This window comes from Bradyrhizobium sp. 2TAF36 (genome assembly GCF_052114925.1).
Classification (GTDB): Bacteria; Pseudomonadota; Alphaproteobacteria; order Rhizobiales; family Xanthobacteraceae; genus Bradyrhizobium; species Bradyrhizobium barranii.
Map to the genome: position 1 here is coordinate 1 of NZ_JBFRFR010000062.1, position 17,473 is coordinate 17,473.

18 protein-coding genes are annotated in these 17,473 nt (G+C 64.6%); all 18 read left to right on the forward strand.

Features of this window, described 5'->3' with window-relative positions:
* Positions 1-1,074: NADH-quinone oxidoreductase subunit D (locus AB4Z51_RS30835; RefSeq protein ID WP_441498664.1), on the forward strand; the 1,074-nt coding region annotated here is incomplete at its 5' end.
* Entirely contained in the window at positions 1,074-2,036 is a 963-nt protein-coding gene (locus tag AB4Z51_RS30840) for an FkbM family methyltransferase (protein ID WP_028149051.1), read from the forward strand. The genes AB4Z51_RS30835 and AB4Z51_RS30840, both read left to right, overlap by 1 nt.
* Positions 2,037-2,046: 10 nt before the next feature.
* The gene (gene nuoE, locus AB4Z51_RS30845; protein ID WP_441498665.1) at positions 2,047-2,658 is read left to right on the forward strand and encodes an NADH-quinone oxidoreductase subunit NuoE; all 612 of its coding nucleotides are present in this window, start codon (positions 2,047-2,049) and stop codon (positions 2,656-2,658) included.
* On the forward strand, positions 2,658-2,858 hold the full coding sequence (locus AB4Z51_RS30850) for a hypothetical protein (RefSeq protein ID WP_028149053.1): 201 nt from the start codon (positions 2,658-2,660) through the stop codon (positions 2,856-2,858). The genes nuoE and AB4Z51_RS30850 overlap by 1 nt, the downstream gene beginning before the upstream one ends.
* A 15-nt stretch (positions 2,859-2,873) precedes the next feature.
* Positions 2,874-4,199 (forward strand): NADH-quinone oxidoreductase subunit NuoF, encoded by a 1,326-nt coding sequence (nuoF, locus tag AB4Z51_RS30855; protein ID WP_014494861.1) that lies wholly within the window; start codon positions 2,874-2,876, stop codon positions 4,197-4,199.
* Positions 4,200-4,204: 5 nt separating this feature from the next.
* Positions 4,205-6,280 (forward strand): NADH-quinone oxidoreductase subunit NuoG, encoded by a 2,076-nt coding sequence (nuoG, locus tag AB4Z51_RS30860; RefSeq protein ID WP_135216785.1) that lies wholly within the window; start codon positions 4,205-4,207, stop codon positions 6,278-6,280.
* 4 nt (positions 6,281-6,284) lie between these two features.
* Positions 6,285-7,352, forward strand: coding sequence for an NADH-quinone oxidoreductase subunit NuoH (nuoH, locus tag AB4Z51_RS30865; protein WP_063982981.1), 1,068 nt, complete (start codon positions 6,285-6,287; stop codon positions 7,350-7,352).
* Between the two features lie 14 nt (positions 7,353-7,366).
* Complete coding sequence (gene nuoI, locus AB4Z51_RS30870) at positions 7,367-7,855, forward strand: NADH-quinone oxidoreductase subunit NuoI (protein ID WP_027529879.1); 489 nt, start codon at positions 7,367-7,369, stop codon at positions 7,853-7,855.
* A gap of 9 nt (positions 7,856-7,864) precedes the next feature.
* Positions 7,865-8,503 (forward strand): NADH-quinone oxidoreductase subunit J, encoded by a 639-nt coding sequence (locus AB4Z51_RS30875; protein WP_441498666.1) that lies wholly within the window; start codon positions 7,865-7,867, stop codon positions 8,501-8,503.
* A complete protein-coding gene (gene nuoK, locus AB4Z51_RS30880) occupies positions 8,500-8,808 on the forward strand; it encodes an NADH-quinone oxidoreductase subunit NuoK (RefSeq protein ID WP_008547737.1) in 309 nt (102 codons plus the stop codon). Before AB4Z51_RS30875 ends, nuoK begins: the two co-directional genes overlap by 4 nt.
* An 8-nt stretch (positions 8,809-8,816) precedes the next feature.
* The gene (gene nuoL, locus AB4Z51_RS30885) at positions 8,817-10,895 is read left to right on the forward strand and encodes an NADH-quinone oxidoreductase subunit L (protein WP_441498667.1); all 2,079 of its coding nucleotides are present in this window, start codon (positions 8,817-8,819) and stop codon (positions 10,893-10,895) included.
* Positions 10,896-12,404, forward strand: coding sequence for an NADH-quinone oxidoreductase subunit M (locus tag AB4Z51_RS30890; RefSeq protein WP_135216787.1), 1,509 nt, complete (start codon positions 10,896-10,898; stop codon positions 12,402-12,404). It begins immediately after the preceding gene.
* A gap of 22 nt (positions 12,405-12,426) precedes the next feature.
* Entirely contained in the window at positions 12,427-13,863 is a 1,437-nt protein-coding gene (gene nuoN / locus AB4Z51_RS30895) for an NADH-quinone oxidoreductase subunit NuoN (protein WP_063982984.1), read from the forward strand.
* Between the two features lies 1 nt (position 13,864).
* Positions 13,865-14,671, forward strand: coding sequence for a biotin--[acetyl-CoA-carboxylase] ligase (locus tag AB4Z51_RS30900; protein WP_135216788.1), 807 nt, complete (start codon positions 13,865-13,867; stop codon positions 14,669-14,671).
* The gene (locus tag AB4Z51_RS30905) at positions 14,671-16,341 is read left to right on the forward strand and encodes a ribonuclease J (RefSeq protein ID WP_135216789.1); all 1,671 of its coding nucleotides are present in this window, start codon (positions 14,671-14,673) and stop codon (positions 16,339-16,341) included. Before AB4Z51_RS30900 ends, AB4Z51_RS30905 begins: the two co-directional genes overlap by 1 nt.
* A 41-nt stretch (positions 16,342-16,382) precedes the next feature.
* Positions 16,383-16,787: a methylmalonyl-CoA epimerase gene (mce, locus tag AB4Z51_RS30910; RefSeq protein ID WP_028149063.1), complete on the forward strand. Its 405-nt coding sequence runs from the start codon at positions 16,383-16,385 to the stop codon at positions 16,785-16,787.
* Between the two features lie 11 nt (positions 16,788-16,798).
* Positions 16,799-17,074 (forward strand): DUF1467 family protein, encoded by a 276-nt coding sequence (locus tag AB4Z51_RS30915; protein WP_038943027.1) that lies wholly within the window; start codon positions 16,799-16,801, stop codon positions 17,072-17,074.
* Positions 17,075-17,110: 36 nt separating this feature from the next.
* Positions 17,111-17,458, forward strand: a complete 348-nt coding sequence (locus AB4Z51_RS30920; protein ID WP_135216790.1) for a hypothetical protein — start codon at positions 17,111-17,113, stop codon at positions 17,456-17,458.
* Positions 17,459-17,473: the final 15 nt, after the last annotated feature.

The following is a 17,473-nucleotide window of genomic DNA, read 5'->3' on the forward strand; positions in this document are numbered from 1 at the left end:
CCCCATATCGGCCTGCTTCACCGCGGCACCGAGAAGCTGATCGAGCAGAAGACCTATCTGCAGGCGATCCCGTATTTCGACCGGCTCGACTACGTCGCGCCGATGAACCAGGAGCACGCCTTCTGCATGGCGGCTGAGAAGCTGCTCGGCATCGAGGTGCCGCGCCGCGGCCAGCTGATCCGCGTGCTTTATTGCGAGATCGGCCGCATCCTGTCGCATCTGCTCAACGTCACCACGCAGGCGATGGACGTCGGCGCGCTGACCCCGCCGCTGTGGGGCTTTGAAGAGCGCGAAAAGCTGATGGTGTTCTACGAGCGCGCCTCGGGCAGCCGTATGCATGCAGCCTTCTTCCGCGTCGGCGGCGTGCATCAGGACCTGCCGCAGAAGCTGGTCGACGACATCGAGGCCTGGTGCGATCCGTTCCTGAAGGTCGTTGACGACCTCGATCGTCTCCTCACCGCCAACCGCATCTTCAAGCAGCGCAACGTCGACATCGGCGTGGTGCCGCTCAAGGAAGCCTGGGAGTGGGGCTTCTCGGGCGTCATGGTGCGCGGCTCGGGCGCGGCCTGGGACCTGCGCAAGTCGCAGCCCTATGAGTGCTACGCCGAGATGGATTTCGACATCCCGATCGGCAAGAACGGCGACTGCTACGATCGCTACCTGATCCGCATGGAAGAGATGCGCCAGTCCGTGCGCATCATGAAGCAGTGCATCCAGAAGCTGAACGCAGCCGACGGGAAGGGGCCTGTCGTCGTCGAAGACAACAAGGTCGCGCCGCCGCGCCGCGGCGAGATGAAGCGCTCGATGGAAGCGCTGATCCATCACTTCAAGCTCTACACCGAAGGCGTCCACGTGCCGGCGGGCGAAGTCTACACCGCGGTCGAGGCGCCGAAGGGCGAGTTCGGCGTCTATCTGATCTCCGATGGCACCAACAAGCCCTACAAGTGCAAGATCCGCGCGCCGGGCTTTGCGCATCTTCAGGCGATGGACCACATCTGCCGCGGCCATCTGCTCGCCGACGTCTCGGCGATCCTCGGCTCGCTCGACATCGTGTTCGGAGAGGTCGATCGGTGATGGCGCAGGCGCCAATCCAGTTTGACCGTGCCTCGGGGGCCCTTGAAGGGGCCAACCTGTGGGAGCGGACGGCTGCCTTGGCGCTGGTGACGGGATCGAAGATCTCCTCGCACTTCTCGCACATGGGCTACATCGCCTGCGCGAACCTGCTGCGGAAGACGCTGCCCGAGCGCAACATCGCGATCAGGCTCAATCCCGACGCCGTGTTCGAATTCCCCTACGGCGACGGTTATTGGAGCAAGCTGCTCAACCGCTCCTACAATTACGAGGACGAGCTGGAGGTCCTGTTCGCCGACTCCATCGACGTCGACTACACGCTGCTCGATTGCGGCGCCAATTACGGCTACTGGTCGGTGCTGGTGTCGAGCAAGCCGTTCGGATCGCACAAGGCGATCGCGATCGAGCCGTCGGGGCAGAACTATCCGAAGCTTGCCAACAACGCTCGCGTCAACGGCAACCGCTTCGAGACGCTGAAATGCGCGATCGGCGCGGCGCGCGGTACCGCGCGGCTGTCAGGCACCAAGCATGAGGCCTTCAGCATCGCTGGCGCACCGTCGGCGGGCGGTGAGGACGTGCCGGTTCTCGCGCTCGACAATCTCATCGACGACGGCAAGGTGGCGGCCCACGGCAAGTACCTGATCAAGCTCGACGTCGAGGGCGTCGAGATCGAGGCGATCAAGGGCGGCGCACGGCTGCTTGAGACCGACAGCGTCATCATGTGCGAGGAGCACGGCAGCGATCGCAGCCACGCGGTGTCGCGCTTTATCCTCGAACAGACGCCGCTGAAGCTGATCGTGTTCGATCCGCGCAGCAACCGGATGGAGACCGTGACCGAGCTGTCGATCCTCGACCGCATCAAGGTCTCGACCCACGTCGGCTACAACGTTTTCGGCACCGCAAGCGCATTCTGGCAGGACAGGATCGATGCCCTGAATGCGAAAACCGCGCGCCGTATGCAGTGAGAGATAAGAGATGTCCGTTCGCCGATTAGCACCGAAGGAAGTCCAGCCCGCGAGCTTTGCGTTCACGGAGGAGAACCTCGCGTTCGCCAAGCAGCAGATCGCGAAATATCCGGCCGGCCGGCAAGCCTCCGCTGTCATCGCCATCCTCTGGCGCGTCCAGGAACAGCACGACGGCTGGGTGTCGGAAGCCGCGATCCGCRCCGTCGCCGATCTGCTCGACATGCCCTATATCCGCGTGCTCGAAGTCGCGACCTTCTACACGATGTTCCAACTCGCCCCCGTCGGCAAGAAGGCCCACGTCCAGGTCTGCGGCACAACGCCGTGCCGCCTGCGCGGCGCCGAGGATCTCATCCACGTCTGCGAGCACCGCATCCACCACGAGCCGTTCCATCTCTCCAAGGACGGCAATTTCAGCTGGGAAGAGGTGGAATGTCTCGGTGCCTGCGTGAATGCGCCGATGGTGCTGATCGGCAAGGACACCTATGAGGATTTGACCAAGGAAACCTTTGGCAAGGTGCTCGACGGCTTCGCCTCGGGCAATCCGCCGAAGCCCGGTCCGCAGAACGGCCGCCAGTTCTCGGCGCCGACGGGTGGGCCGACCACGCTGAAGGAGATCACCTGATGCGTGATCTCCCCGCAATTGGAGGGAACGAGGCCGTGAACAAGTGGGGCTTCGTCGCCATGCACGCCGCGGTCGCGGCCGCCTTCATGTTCCTGCTGCAGCGCTTCGTGATGAACGCGACGCAGGAGAGCAGCCTACTCTGGGCGCTGACTTTCGCCGTCTGCGCCGCCGGACTTGCCTACAAGCAGTCCAATCGTTGATCGGAAAGCACTGAAATGCTCGAGGACAAGGACCGCATCTTCAAGAACCTCTACGGCCTCCACGACTGGGGGCTCGAGGGCGCGCGGCGCCGCGGCGCCTGGGATGGTACGAAGAATATCATCGACAAGGGCCGTGACTGGATCATCAACGAGATGAAGGCGTCGGGCCTGCGCGGGCGCGGTGGCGCCGGCTTCCCGACCGGCCTGAAATGGTCGTTCATGCCGAAGGAATCGACCGACGGACGGCCGAGCTATCTCGTCGTCAACGCCGACGAATCCGAGCCCGGTACCTGCAAGGATCGCGAGATCATGCGGCACGATCCGCATCTCCTGATCGAAGGCTGCCTGATCGCGAGCTGCGCGATGAACGCGCATGCCTGCTACATCTATGTCCGCGGCGAGTTCATCCGCGAGCGCGAGCATCTCCAGGCCGCGATCGACCAGGCCTATGAGGCGAAGCTCGTCGGCAAGGACAATGTCAACGGCTGGCCGTTCGACATCTACGTCGCGCATGGCGCCGGCGCCTATATCTGCGGCGAGGAGACCGCGCTGCTCGAAAGCCTCGAAGGCAAGAAGGGCCAGCCGCGCCTGAAGCCGCCGTTCCCGGCCAATGTCGGCCTGTTCGGCTGCCCGACCACCGTCAACAACGTCGAGTCGATCGCGGTTGCGCCCGACATCCTGCGCCGCGGCGCGGCCTGGTTCGCCGGCATCGGCCGTCCGAACAATGTCGGCACCAAGCTCTTCTGCATCTCCGGCCATGTCGAGCGGCCCTGCAACGTCGAAGAGGCCATGGGCATTCCGTTCCGTGAGCTGATCGAGAAGCATTGCGGCGGCATCCGCGGCGGCTGGGACAACCTCAAGGCCGTGATCCCCGGTGGCTCCTCGGTGCGCATGGTGCCGGCCGAACAGATCATCGATACGCCGATGGATTTCGACTCCCTGAGCAAGCTGCGCTCGGGCCTCGGCACCGCGGCCGTGATCGTGATGGACAAGTCGACCGACCTGATCCGCTCCATCGCCCGCATCTCCTATTTCTACAAGCACGAGAGTTGTGGTCAGTGCACGCCGTGCCGCGAGGGCACCGGCTGGATGTGGCGCGTCTTGACCCGCATGGCCGACGGTCGCGCCCACAAGCGCGAGATCGACATGCTGCTCGAAGTCACGAAGCAGGTCGAAGGCCACACCATCTGCGCGCTCGGCGACGCAGCCGCCTGGCCGATCCAGGGCCTGATCGCGCATTTCCGTCACGAGATCGAAGCGCGCATCGACCAGTATTCGCACAAGGCTGACATCGACGATATCGGCGTCCGCGATCCCGTGAACATGGTCGCGGCGGAGTAGAGAGAATGACCAAGCTCATCATCGACGGAAAAGAGATCGATGTCCCCGCCGAGTACACGCTGCTCCAGGCGTGCGAAGCTGCGGGCGCCGAGATTCCGCGCTTCTGCTATCACGAGCGGCTGTCGATCGCCGGCAATTGCCGGATGTGCCTCGTCGAAGTGAAGGGCGGCCCGAAGCCGGTCGCAAGCTGCGCCTGGGGCGTGCGCGATTGCCGTCCGGGCCCCAAGGGCGAGCCGCCGGAAATCTCCACGCGGTCGCCGATGGTGAAGAAGGCGCGCGAAGGCGTGATGGAATTCCTTCTCATCAACCATCCGTTGGACTGCCCGATCTGCGACCAGGGCGGCGAGTGCGACCTTCAGGACCAGGCGATGGGCTATGGTGTCGACACCAGCCGCTTCGCCGAGAACAAGCGCGCCGTCGAGGACAAGTACCTCGGCGCGCTGGTCAAGACCTCGATGAACCGCTGCATCCAGTGCACGCGATGCGTCCGCTTCTCGGCGGAAGTCGCCGGCGCGCCCGAGATGGGCGCCACCGGCCGCGGCGAGGACATGGAGATCACGACCTATCTCGAGCACGCGCTGACGTCGGAATTGCAGGGCAATCTCGTCGACATCTGCCCGGTCGGCGCGCTGACCTCGAAGCCCTATGCTTTTGCGGCGCGCCCGTGGGAGCTCGGCAAGACCCAGTCGATCGACGTGATGGACGGCCTCGGCTCGGCGATCCGCGTCGACACCCGCGGTCGTGAGGTGATGCGCGTGCTGCCGCGCATCAACGAGGCCGTGAACGAGGAGTGGATCTCCGACAAGACCCGTCACGTCGTCGACGGCCTGCGCACCCAGCGTCTCGACCGGCCCTATATCCGCGAAGCCGGCAAGCTGCGTGCGGCGAGCTGGCCGGAAGCCTTTGCCGCGATCGCCGCGAAAGCGGCGCGCACCGACGGCAAGCGCATCGGCGCGATCGCCGGCGACCTCGCCGGCGTCGAAGAGATGTTCGCGCTGAAGGACCTGCTCGCCAAGTACGGCTCGGGCAATCTGGCGGTGCAGGGCGGCGACGCCTTCGATCCCGCGCTCGGCCGCGGCTCCTACATCTTCAATCCGACGCTGGTCGGCGTCGAGCAGGCCGATGCGCTGCTCATCATCGGCGCCAATCCGCGCAAGGAAGCGGCCGTGTTCAACGCCCGCATCCGCAAGCGCTGGCGCGCCGGCGGCTTCAAGGTCGGCGTGATCGGCGCCAAGGTCGACCTGACCTACGACTATGATCATCTGGGTGCAGGCACCGACACGCTCGGCGGGCTCGCGGCCGGCAAGCACTCCTTCATGGACGTGCTGAAGAACGCCAAGAACCCGATCATCCTGGTCGGCGCAGGCGCGGCCTCGCGTCACGACGGCGCTGCCATTCTCGCCGCCGCCGCCAAGCTCGCGCTCGATGTCGGTGCGGTGAAGGACGGCTGGAACGGCTTCGGCGTGCTGCACGAGACCGCCTCGCGCGTTGGTGCGCTCGATATCGGCTTCTCCGCCACGGCAGGTGGGCTGAACGCGGCGCAGATGACGACCTTCGGCACGCTGGACCTGCTGTTCCTGCTCGGCGCCGACGAGATCAAGCCGTCGGACGGCACCTTCGTCGTCTATATCGGCACCCATGGTGACCGCGGCGCGCATCGCGCCGACGTGATCCTGCCGTCGGCTGCCTACACCGAGAAGTCCGCGATCTACGTCAACACCGAAGGCCGCGTGCAGATGACCGGCCGTGCCGCGTTCCCGCCGGGCGAAGCCCGCGAGGACTGGGCGATCGTGCGCGCGCTGTCGGAGGCGCTCGGCAAGAAGCTCGGCTATGACTCGCTGTCGGCGCTCCGCCAGGCGATCTTCAAGGCCGTGCCGCACCTGATCCGTCTCGACCAGATCGAAGCCGGCGCCGCCGACCAGATCAAGAAGCTGGCGGGGAAGGGCGGCTCGCCGGAGAAGGCGCCGTTCAAGCCGGCGATCGAGGACTTCTATTTGACCAACCCAATCGCGCGTGCATCCGCCGTGATGGCGGAATGCTCGCGGCTTGCCTCCGGGCAGATGCTGACCGCAGCGGAGTGAGCCGATGGAATTCTTCGAAAGCGCATTCTGGACCGGTTTCCTCTGGCCGCTGATCATCATGGTCGCGGAGAGCGTCCTGGTGCTCGTCGTCCTGCTGGTCGCGATCGCCTACATCCTGCTTGCCGACCGCAAGATCTGGGCGGCAGTGCAGATCCGCCGCGGCCCGAACGTGGTCGGCCCCTGGGGCCTGCTGCAGTCCTTCGCGGACCTGCTGAAGTTCGTGCTCAAGGAGCCGATCATCCCGTCCGGCGCCAACAAGGGCGTATTCCTGCTGGCGCCGCTGGTGTCCTGCGTGCTCGCTCTCGCCGCTTGGGCGGTGATCCCGACCAATCTCGGCTGGGTGATCTCCGACATCAATGTCGGCGTGCTCTTCATCTTCGCGATCTCGTCGCTGTCGATCTACGGCATCATCATGGCCGGCTGGTCGTCGAACTCGAAATACCCGTTCCTGGCCGCGCTGCGCTCGGCGGCGCAGATGGTGTCCTACGAGGTCTCGATCGGCTTCGTCATCATCACCGTGCTGCTCTGCGCCGGCACGCTGAACCTGTCGGCCGTGGTCGAGGCCCAGCATGCCCGTGGCCTCGCCAGCCTGATCGGGTTGCCGCAGCTCACCATCCTGAACTGGTATGTGTGGCCGCTGTTCCCGATGTTCGTGATCTTCTACGTCTCGGCGCTGGCGGAAACCAACCGTCCGCCGTTCGACCTCGTGGAAGCTGAATCAGAGCTCGTCGCCGGCTTCATGGTCGAATACGGCTCGACGCCGTATCTGCTGTTCATGCTCGGCGAGTATGTCGCGATCGTCACGATGTGCGCGCTGGCGACGATCCTGTTCCTCGGAGGCTGGCTGCCGCCGGTGGATCTGCCGCCCTTCAACTGGGTGCCGGGGATCATCTGGTTCTCGCTCAAAGTGTTCTTCATGTTCTTCCTGTTCGCGATGGCAAAGGCGATCGTGCCGCGCTACCGCTACGACCAATTGATGCGCCTCGGCTGGAAGGTGTTCCTGCCGCTGTCGCTGGCGATGGTGGTCGTGGTGGCCGGTGTGCTGCATTTCGCCGGCATCGCGCCGAAGTGAGGRCCGTCATGGGTATCAACATCAACGCCACTGCACGCTCGCTCCTGCTGTCGGAATTCGTCTCGGCGTTCTTCCTCGCCATGCGCTATTTCTTCCAGCCGAAGCCGACGCTGAACTATCCCTTCGAGAAGGGCCCGATCTCGCCGCGCTTCCGCGGCGAGCATGCGCTGCGCCGCTATCCGAACGGCGAAGAGCGCTGCATCGCCTGCAAGCTGTGCGAAGCCATTTGCCCGGCGCAGGCCATCACCATCGAGGCCGGCCCGCGCCGCAACGACGGCACCCGCCGCACCGTGCGCTACGACATCGACATGGTGAAGTGCATTTATTGCGGCCTCTGCCAGGAGGCCTGTCCGGTCGACGCCATCGTCGAAGGTCCGAACTTCGAATTCGCGACCGAGACCCGCGAGGAACTGTTCTATGACAAGGCCAAGCTGCTCGCCAATGGCGACCGCTGGGAACGCGAGATCGCGAAAGCGATCGAGCTCGACGCGCCGTACCGGTGAGATGAGAGCATGATCCTTCCCGCGCTGTTCTTCTATCTCTTCGCCGGCGTTTGTGTCGCGTCGGYGGTGATGGTGATTGTCTCGCGCAATCCCGTGCACTCCGTGCTGTACCTGATCCTGGCCTTCGTCAACGCCTCCGGCCTGTTCGTGCTGATGGGCGCCGAATTCCTCGCGATGATCCTGATCGTCGTCTATGTCGGCGCCGTCGCGGTGCTGTTCCTGTTCGTGATCATGATGCTCGACGTCGACTTCCTCGAGCTGCGCGAGGGCTTCATCGAGTACCTGCCGGTGGGCCTCGTGATCGGCGGCATCTTCCTGTTCGAACTGCTGCTCACCGTCGGCTTCTGGGTCATCAACCCCGGCGTCTCCAAGACGATCACGGCGGCGATCCCGACCAATGTCAGCAACACCGAGGCGCTCGGGCTCGTGCTCTATACGAAGTACATCCACTACTTCCAGCTCGCGGGCATGGTGCTGCTGGTCGCCATGATCGGCGCCATCGTGCTGACGCTGCGCCACAAGGCGAACGTGAAGCGGCAGGACATCAACGTTCAGAATGCACGCACGCCCGAGATGGCGATGGCGATGCGCAAGGTGGCGTCGGGGCAGGGGCTCCAGGACAGCGACGCGGCGGAGTGGGTGAAATGACGATCGGGCTCGGACATTATCTGGCGGTCGGCGCGATCCTGTTCACGCTCGGGATCCTCGGCATCTTCCTGAACCGCAAGAACATCATCGTCATCCTGATGTCGATCGAGCTGATCCTGCTCTCGGTCAACATCAACCTCGTCGCATTCTCGACCTTCCTCGGCGACATCGTCGGCCAGGTCTTCGCATTGCTGGTGCTGACGGTTGCGGCTGCGGAAGCCGCGATCGGTCTCGCCATCCTGGTGGTCTATTTCCGCAACCGCGGCTCGATCGCGGTTGAGGACGTCAATCTGATGAAGGGCTGAGCTCAGTCATGGTTCAGGCGATTGTCTTTCTGCCTCTGCTGGGCGCCATCCTTGCTGGCCTGATCGCGCTGTTCGGCGCGCATGCCCGCCACCCCTCGGGCGACGCGGTCGAGCATCACGGCGATCATGGCCACGGCGACGCGCATGCGTCGGCGGCCCATGACGACCATGGTCACGACGATCACGCTCCCGATGACCATGGCCATGGCCCGGTCGAGCCGCCGGCCGCGGGCTCGCGGGGCGCCGAGCTGATCACGACCGCGCTGCTGTTCGTCTCGGCGGCGCTGTCCTGGATGACGCTGGTCGATGTCGGCTTCATGCACCACGACATGCGCATTCCGCTGTTGCCCTGGATCATGTCTGGCGACCTCCAGGTCTACTGGACGCTGCGGGTCGACACGCTCACCGCCGTGATGCTGGTGGTGGTGACGACCGTGTCCTCGCTCGTGCACCTCTATTCCATCGGCTACATGGRCGAGGATCCGTATCGGCCGCGCTTCTTCGGCTATCTCTCGCTGTTCACCTTCGCCATGCTGATGCTGGTGACGGCCGACAACCTCGTGCAGCTGTTCTTCGGCTGGGAAGGCGTGGGTCTCGCGAGCTATCTCCTGATCGGCTTCTGGTACCAGAAGCCGTCGGCGAACGCGGCGGCGATCAAGGCCTTCGTGGTCAACCGCGTCGGCGATTTCGGCTTCGCGCTCGGCATTTTCGCGATCTTCATGCTGACGAGCTCGACCGATTTCGAGACCATCTTCCATGCAGCTCCGAGCCTGACCGGCAAGACCATCGACTTCCTCGGCTGGCACGCCGACGCGCTGACCCTGACCTGCCTCCTGCTGTTCATGGGCGCGATGGGCAAGTCGGCGCAGTTCCTGCTGCACACCTGGTTGCCGGACGCGATGGAAGGCCCGACCCCGGTCTCCGCGCTGATCCACGCGGCGACCATGGTCACCGCCGGCGTGTTCATGGTGGCGCGCCTGTCGCCGCTGTTCGAACTCGCCCCGAACGCGCAGGCCGTCGTGATGTTCTTCGGCGCCACCACGGCGTTCTTCGCCGCGACCATCGGCCTCGTCCAGAACGACATCAAGCGCATCGTCGCGTACTCGACCTGTTCGCAGCTCGRCTACATGTTCGTGGCGATGGGAGCAGGGGCCTATTCGGTCGGCATGTTCCACCTGTTCACGCACGCCTTCTTCAAGGCGCTGCTGTTCTTGGGTTCCGGCTCGGTGATCTACGCGATGCACCACGAGCAGGACATCCGCAACATGGGCGGCCTCTGGCGCAAGATCCCCTACACCTATGCGGTGATGGTGATCGGCACGCTGGCGCTCACGGGCTTCCCGCTCACGGCGGGCTATTTCTCCAAGGACGCCATCATCGAGTCCGCCTACGCCTCGCATAATCCGTTCGCGATGTACGGCTTCCTGATGACGGTCGTCGCCGCCGGCCTGACCTCGTTCTACTCCTGGCGCCTGATCTTCAAGACCTTCCACGGCGAGCCCCATGACGAGCATCACTACGAGGCCGCGCATGAGGCTCCGCTCTGGATACTGATCCCGATCGGCGTTCTCGCGGTCGGCTCGATCGTCGCGGGCTTCCCGTTCAAGGAGCTGTTCGCCGGTCACGGCGTCGAGGAGTTCTTCCGCGAGTCCGTGAAGATGAACCCGCACATCATCGAGGAGATGCACCACATCCCCGAGACCATCGCCATCCTGCCGACGGTGATGATGGTGCTGGGCTTCCTGGTGTCGTATCTGTTCTACATCCGCCGGCCGTATCTGCCGGTCGAGCTCGCGAACACGCAGCCGATGCTGTACCAGTTCCTGCTCAACAAATGGTACTTCGACGAGCTCTACGAGGTCATCTTCGTCCGTCCGGCGAAGTGGATCGGCTATCAGCTCTGGAAGAAGGGCGATGGCTTCATCATCGACGGTCTCGGTCCCGACGGTATCTCGGCCCGCGTGCTGGACGTCACCCGCAACGTGGTGAAGATCCAGACCGGCTATCTCTATCACTACGCGTTCGCCATGCTGATCGGCGCCGCCGGCCTGATCACCTGGTTCATGTTCGGCTTTGGAGGCCAGTAAATGACAACCTGGCCAATCCTTTCGGTCACGACGTTCCTGCCGCTGGTTGGCGCGCTGATCGTCTATCTCAGCCGAGGCGATGACGAGGCGGCTCGGCGCAATGCGCGCTGGATCGCGCTGTGGACCACGCTGATCACCTTCGCGGTGTCGGTGATCCTGGTGATGCGCTTCGATCCGTCGAGCGCCGACTTCCAGTTCGTCGAGAAGGCGAACTGGCTCGCCACCGGCATCACCTACCACATGGGCGTCGACGGCATCTCGCTGCCGCTGGTGATCCTGACCACCGCCATCATGCCGTTCTGCATCATCGCGAGCTGGAAGGCGATCACCAACCGCGTCCGCGAATACATGATGGCGTTCCTGATCCTGGAAACGCTGATGATCGGCACCTTCTCGGCGCTCGATCTCGTGCTGTTCTACCTGTTCTTCGAGGGCGGCCTGATCCCGATGTTCCTGATCATCGGCGTCTGGGGCGGTCCGCGCCGGGTCTACGCGTCGTTCAAGTTCTTCCTTTACACGCTGCTCGGCTCGGTGCTGATGCTGCTCGCCATCATGGCGCTGTACTGGAACGGCGGCACCACCGACATCCCGACCCTGATGCACACCGCCGTGCCGCGATCCCTGCAGACCTGGGCGTGGCTCGCCTTCTTCGCGTCGTTCGCGGTGAAGATGCCGATGTGGCCGGTGCACACCTGGCTCCCCGACGCCCACGTCGAGGCGCCGACCGCGGGCTCGGTGGTTCTGGCCGCGATCCTGCTGAAGATGGGCGGCTATGGCTTCCTGCGCTTCTCGCTGCCGATGTTCCCCCTGGCCTCGCACGACTTCGCGCCGCTGATCTTCACGCTCTCCGCGATTGCGATCATCTACACCTCGCTGGTGGCGCTGATGCAGGAGGACATGAAGAAGCTGATCGCGTACTCGTCAGTGGCGCATATGGGCTTCGTCACCATGGGCATCTTCGCCGGCACCATGCAGGGCGTCGCCGGCGGCGTGTTCCAGATGATCTCGCACGGCATCGTCTCCGGCGCGCTGTTCCTCTGCGTCGGCATCGTCTACGACCGCATGCACACCCGCGAGATCGCGGCCTATGGCGGCCTCGTCAACCGGATGCCGCTCTACGCGCTGACCTTCATGATCTTCACCATGGCCAATGTCGGTCTGCCCGGCACCTCCGGCTTCGTCGGCGAGTTCATGACGCTGCTCGGCACCTTCAAGGTCTCGATCCCGACCGCGTTCTTCGCGACCTTCGGCGTGATCCTGTCGGCCTGCTACGCGCTGTGGCTGTACCGCAAGGTCGTGTTCGGGGCGCTGGTCAAGCCGTCGCTGGCGAGCATGAAGGATCTCACTTTCCGCGAGTGCGTGACGCTGTTCCCGCTGATCGCGCTGACGATCCTGTTCGGCGTCTATCCGAAGCCGGTGCTCGACATGTCGGCAGTCTCGGTCCAGCAACTCGTCAATAATTACAACACCGCTGTGACGGCCGTGAAGGCCGCCGCACTGCTCCAGTGATCGGGCAGGTCAGGATATCGCCATGAGCTTTGAGACTGCAGGTTATCAACTGGCGCCGGTGCTGCCCGAGATTGTGCTCGCGGTCGGCGCCATGGCACTCTTGATGCTGGGGGCCTATCGCGGGCAGGAGACCACCAAGACCGTCACGACGCTTTCGGTCCTGCTGCTGGTCGTGGTCGGCGTGCTCGTCTACGCACAGCCTGCGGGCAAGCACGTCACCTTCGGCGGCAGCTTCATCGTCGACGATTTTGCCCGCTTCATGAAGATCCTGGCCCTGATCGGCTCGGCGGTGACGCTGGTGCTGTCGACCGAGTTCCTGTCGGACCCGTCGCGCCGGATCTTCGAATACGCGATCCTGGTGCTGCTCTCGACGCTCGGCATGATGGTGCTGATCTCGGCCGGCGACTTGATCTCGCTCTATCTCGGCCTCGAGCTGATGTCGCTCGCGCTCTATGTCGTGGCGGCCTCGAACCGCGACAACGCCAAGTCGACCGAAGCCGGCCTGAAGTACTTCGTGCTCGGCGCGCTGTCCTCGGGCATGCTGCTCTACGGTTCCTCGCTGGTCTACGGCTTCACCGGCACGGTCAGCTTCACCGGCATCGCGGCGGCCGCGACGGTCTCGAATATCGGCCTGGTGTTCGGCCTGGTCTTCCTGCTCGCCGGCCTCTGCTTCAAGGTCTCGGCCGTGCCGTTCCACATGTGGACGCCTGACGTCTACGAGGGCGCGCCGACGCCGGTCACCGCCTTCTTCGCCTCGGCGCCGAAGGTGGCCGCGCTCGCCGTTTTCACGCGCGTCACGCTGACCGCGTTCCCCGGCATCGTCTCGCAGTGGCAGCAGATCCTGGTGTTCGTGGCGATCGCCTCGATGGCGCTCGGCTCTTTCGCCGCGATCGGCCAGTCCAACATCAAGCGCCTGATGGCTTATTCCTCGATCGGCCACATGGGCTTTGCCCTGGTCGGCCTCGCCTCCGGCACCGTCGAGGGCGCGCAGGGCGTCTTGATGTACATCGTGATCTATGTGGCGATGACGCTCGGCTCGTTCTCGGTCATTCTGGCGATGAAGCGCAACGGCCAGGCCGTCGAGAAGATCAGCGATTTCGCCGGTCTGTCGCGGACCAATCCGCTGCTCGCCTTCATGTTCGCGATGCTGCTGTTTTCGCTCGCCGGAATCCCGCCGCTCGCCGGCTTCTTCGCCAAATGGTACGTCTTCGTCGCCGCCATCAAGGCGAACCTGTTCACGCTCGCCGTCATCGGCGTGTTGACCAGCGTCGTGGGCGCCTACTACTACCTGACCATCGTCAAGACGATGTACTTCGACGAGCCGGCCGGTCAGGTCGATCCGGTGCGCGTCGAGGTGAAGACTGTGCTGGCTGTCTTTGGCCTGTTCAACATCCTCTTCGCGCTGTTCGCGGGCCCGGTGGTGAGCGTCGCCTCCGCCGCGGCAAAGTCGCTGTTTTAGGATGGGGTTCGCGCTCGGTCCTCGCGCACTCTCGGCGGGCTACAAGCTCGCAGCTTTCGAACGGACCGGCTCGACCAACACCGACGCCATCGAGCACGCGCGGGCCGGCGAACGCGGCCCGATGTGGTTCGTCACCTCCGACCAGACCGCCGGTCGTGGCCGGCGCCAGCGCGCCTGGATCGCGCCAAAGGGCAATCTCGCCGCCAGCGTCCTCGAGGTGCTGGATATTGCGCCTGCGGTTGCCGCCACCATCGGGTTTGCGGCGGGGCTTGCGGAAGAGGCGGCGCTGGAGAAGGTCAGCCTCGAGGCCGCGCTCCGGCTTGGTCCTGACAGGCCCAGATACGCCCTGAAATGGCCGAATGACGTCCTCGCGGGCGGCAAGAAGCTGGTCGGCATTGGGCTCGAAGCCGAGGCCATCGGCGATCGTCTCGCCGTCGTGGTCGGCATCGGCACCAACGTCGTGGCGGCGCCGGAGGGTACGCCGACGCCAGCCGTGTCACTGGCCGCGCTCGGCGTCCAGATCAGCGCGGAAGAGCTGTTCTCGGCGCTGTCGGACGCCTGGGTCGAGTTCCTCGGCATCTGGGACAATGGCCGCGGCTTTGCGGAGATCCGCAAACTCTGGCTGGAGCGCGCCTGCGGCCTCGGCGAACGGGTCGCGATCAACACGGGAACGATGACGCTGGAAGGCATTTTCGACACCATCGACGACACCGGCTGCCTGATCGTCCGCACCGTTGACGGCCGACGCCTGCCGGTGGCGGCCGGCGAGGTGTTCTTCGGCTCGGCCGCCTCCGTGGGAGCTGCGTGATGGCGAAGCCTGACGAACTGGTATTTGCGCCGCTCGGCGGCGTCGGCGAGATCGGCATGAATTTGTCGATCTACGGCCTCGGCAACCGCCAGCAGCGCGCCTGGCTGGCGGTCGATCTCGGCGTCTCCTTCGGCGACGAGGAGCATCTGCCGGGCATCGACCTGATCATGCCCGACATCAGCTTCCTGGAGAAGGAACGCAAGAACCTGATGGGTCTCGTGCTGACCCACGCCCATGAGGACCATTTCGGCGCCATCATCGACCTCTGGCCGAAGCTGAAATGCCCGATCTATGCCACGCAGTTCAGCGCGGCGCTGTTCGAGGCCAAATGCGCCGCCGAGCGCAACGCGCCGAAAATCCCGGTGACGGTGGTGCCGTCGGGCGGCCGCGTCGATATCGGGCCGTTCAACGTCGAGTTCATTCCCGTCGCGCATTCGATCCCGGAAGCGCACGCGCTGGCGATCCACACTGACGTCGGCACGGTGCTGCACACCGGCGACTGGAAGATCGACCCGACCCCGACGCTCGGCAGCCCGACCGACGAGAAGCGGCTACGGGAACTGGGCGAGGAGGGCGTGCTCGCCCTGATCGGCGATTCCACCAACGCCGTGCGTGACGGCCGCTCGCCCTCGGAAGCCGAGGTCGCGCGAACCATCATCGATCTGGTCAAGGCCGCCAAGGGCCGCGTCGCGGTGACGACCTTCGCCTCCAACGTCGCGCGCATCAAGGCCGTCGCTGCCGCGGCCAGGGCTGCCGATCGCGAGGTCGTCGTGGTCGGCCGCGCCATGGAGCGCGTGGTGCAGGTCGCGCGCGAGACCGGTTATCTCGACGGCGTGCAGAACTTCCGCTCGCCCGAGGTCTACGGCCATCTTCCGCAGGACAAGGTGCTGGCGCTGTGCACCGGCAGCCAGGGCGAGCCGCGCGCGGCACTGGCGCGCATCGCCAATGACGACCATCCCGAGATCACGCTCAACCGCGGCGACAGCGTGATCTTCTCCTCGCGCACCATCCCGGGCAACGAGAAGGCCGTCGGCTCGATCATCAACAATCTGGTGCTGCAGGGCGTCGAGGTCCTTACCGACCGCGACCATCTGGTCCACGTCTCCGGCCATCCCCGCCGCGACGAATTGCGCGACATGATCGCCTGGACCAAGCCGCAGCTCCTGATCCCCGTCCATGGCGAGGCGCTGCACCTGAACGAGCATGCCAAGCTCGCGCGCGCCGCCGGCGTGCCGCGCGTCCTGGTCGTTCGCAACGGCGACCTGATCAAGCTCGGCCCGGGTGATCCCGGCATCATCGGCGAGGTGCCCTCCGGCCGGATCTACAAGGACGGCACGATCTTGGAGGACTCCAAGTCCCGCGCCGTGGTCGAGCGCCGCCGCATGGCTTTCTCCGGCTGCGCCTTCGTCGCGGTCGCGATGACGGAGCAGGGCGAGCTTGCCGACGATCCCGAGGTCGATCTCGTCGGCATTCCCGAGAAGAACCGGGACGGCGAGCCCTTCGACGACCTCGTCTTCGATGCCGTGGTCTCCACCATCGAGGGCCTGCCGAAGGCCCGCCGCCGCGATGCGGATGCGCTGGCTGAGTCGGTGCGACGCGCTGTCCGGGCCGTCATCAACGAACATTGGGGCAAAAAGCCCCCCTGTCTGGTACACGTCCTGACGGTGTAGTTGAGCATGGTCTTCGGATCATGCGCTGAGGGAGAAGAAACATGCTGGGTCGCCTCAACCACGTCGCGATCGCGACCAAGGACGCCGTCAAGTCCGCGAAGATCTATGGCGCGGCGTTCGGGGCGCAGATCTCGGAGGCGGTCGCGCTGCCCGAGCATGGCGTCACCACCGTGTTCGCGACGCTGCCCAATACCAAGATCGAGTTCATCGAGCCGCTCGGCGAGGCCTCGCCGATCGCGAAGTTCCTCGAGCGCAATGCCGACGGCGGCATCCACCATATCTGCTACGAGGTCGTCGACATCATCGCCTCGCGTGACACGCTGGTGAAGGAGGGCGCGCGGGTGCTCGGCGACGGCGTGCCGAAGATCGGCGCCCACGGCAAGCCGGTGCTGTTCCTGCACCCGAAGGATTTTTCCGGGGCGCTGGTCGAAATCGAGCAGGCGTAGGGCGCCGGATCATGGCCATCCAGATATCGACCGCGCTTGCGATCTACTTCGTCATCTGGTGGATCGCGCTGTTTCTGACGCTGCCGTTCGGCGTGCGCAGCCAGCACGAGGACGGCGTCGGCGCGCCCGGCACCGACCCCGGCGCACCGGTCCTGACGCGGATGAGAGGCAAGCTGATCTGGACCACGATCATCTCGGCGATCATCTACGGGATCGGCATCGCGGCCTATCATGCCGGCTATCTTTCGATCGAGCGCTTGTCCAAATTGATGGGAATGCCGTTCTAGACGTTTTTGCCGGCAATATTGTTTTGGGGGAAACGAATGACTTTTCAGCGGATCGTCATCGCGCTTCTGGTGTTGATCGTCGCCGGCCTTGGCGCCATCGGCTATTTCGAGTGGAAGATGGCCGTGCAGGTCCGAACGCTGAAGGCGTTCGTCGAGGGCTCTGTCTTCAACGAAGCCGTGATGGCCTGCGAGCAGGCCAAGAGCTCGACGCCGTTTCGATGGAACGGGGGCAAGAGCACCTCGGTGATCGGCCTGAACTCGGTCAAGCTGGACAAATACACCGTCAGCGCCAGCTACACGCTGGTGGCGGACAGCGTCTATTGTGATTACGATCCCATCAAAAGAAAGGCCGAGATCGGCTCGAGCTTCCTTGAGCGGGAGTAACGATCCGGCCATGCC

What these genes read in the sequence shown, in the direction of transcription:
- AB4Z51_RS30840 (WP_028149051.1), top strand. Translation starts at nt 1,074, where the DNA reads ATGGCGCAGGCGCCAATCCAGTTTGACCGTGCCTCGGGGGCCCTTGAA.
- AB4Z51_RS30905 (WP_135216789.1), top strand. Translation starts at nt 14,671, where the DNA reads ATGGCGAAGCCTGACGAACTGGTATTTGCGCCGCTCGGCGGCGTCGGC.
- nuoK (WP_008547737.1), top strand. Translation starts at nt 8,500, where the DNA reads ATGACGATCGGGCTCGGACATTATCTGGCGGTCGGCGCGATCCTGTTC.
- nuoH (WP_063982981.1), top strand. Translation starts at nt 6,285, where the DNA reads ATGGAATTCTTCGAAAGCGCATTCTGGACCGGTTTCCTCTGGCCGCTG.
- AB4Z51_RS30890 (WP_135216787.1), top strand. Translation starts at nt 10,896, where the DNA reads ATGACAACCTGGCCAATCCTTTCGGTCACGACGTTCCTGCCGCTGGTT.
- mce (WP_028149063.1), top strand. Translation starts at nt 16,383, where the DNA reads ATGCTGGGTCGCCTCAACCACGTCGCGATCGCGACCAAGGACGCCGTC.
- AB4Z51_RS30850 (WP_028149053.1), top strand. Translation starts at nt 2,658, where the DNA reads ATGCGTGATCTCCCCGCAATTGGAGGGAACGAGGCCGTGAACAAGTGG.
- nuoF (WP_014494861.1), top strand. Translation starts at nt 2,874, where the DNA reads ATGCTCGAGGACAAGGACCGCATCTTCAAGAACCTCTACGGCCTCCAC.
- nuoG (WP_135216785.1), top strand. Translation starts at nt 4,205, where the DNA reads ATGACCAAGCTCATCATCGACGGAAAAGAGATCGATGTCCCCGCCGAG.
- nuoN (WP_063982984.1), top strand. Translation starts at nt 12,427, where the DNA reads ATGAGCTTTGAGACTGCAGGTTATCAACTGGCGCCGGTGCTGCCCGAG.
- AB4Z51_RS30920 (WP_135216790.1), top strand. Translation starts at nt 17,111, where the DNA reads ATGACTTTTCAGCGGATCGTCATCGCGCTTCTGGTGTTGATCGTCGCC.
- AB4Z51_RS30900 (WP_135216788.1), top strand. Translation starts at nt 13,865, where the DNA reads ATGGGGTTCGCGCTCGGTCCTCGCGCACTCTCGGCGGGCTACAAGCTC.
- AB4Z51_RS30915 (WP_038943027.1), top strand. Translation starts at nt 16,799, where the DNA reads ATGGCCATCCAGATATCGACCGCGCTTGCGATCTACTTCGTCATCTGG.